Source organism: Neotamlana laminarinivorans, assembly GCF_020523925.1.
In the GTDB taxonomy this organism is placed as follows: Bacteria; Bacteroidota; Bacteroidia; order Flavobacteriales; family Flavobacteriaceae; genus Neotamlana; species Neotamlana laminarinivorans.
Window position 1 is genome coordinate 1 of record NZ_JAJAPW010000031.1, and the last position, 458, is coordinate 458.

Annotated in this window: 1 pseudogene; it reads right to left on the reverse strand. The window is 37.3% G+C overall.

Annotated features, from left to right (window positions below):
• Positions 1-458, reverse strand: a pseudogene (locus tag LG649_RS15920) (glutamate synthase subunit alpha); the annotation flags it as partial.

Consider the following 458-nt stretch of genomic DNA (forward strand, 5'->3'; position numbering starts at 1 on the left):
AAAAGTAGCTTCGTCTATAGCTTCTGTTTTACCTATAAAAAGTTGTTCTATATTAGGTTCGGAAGCAAGTGCTATTTGCCCTAGCTGAGAAGAGTCTACAGGAACTTTTCGCCATCCTAAAATAGTAAGCCCTTGCGCTTTTACTTCGTTTTCAAAAGTGGTTTTACAAAAGTTGTATTGGTTGGTAACTTTAGGTAAAAATACCATACCAACAGCGTACTCGCGTTGTTCTGGAATTTCAAAATCGCAAACGCGTTTAAAATAGTCATGAGGGATATCAATTAATAACCCGGCACCATCACCAGTTTTTCCATCTGCACTTACACCACCGCGGTGTTCCAATTTAACAAGAATTTCTAAGGCGTCATGAATAATTTGATTTGTCTTCTCTCCTTTAAGATTACAAATAAAACCAGCGCCACAGTTTTCGTGTTCAAATTCTGGTAAATAAAGTCCTT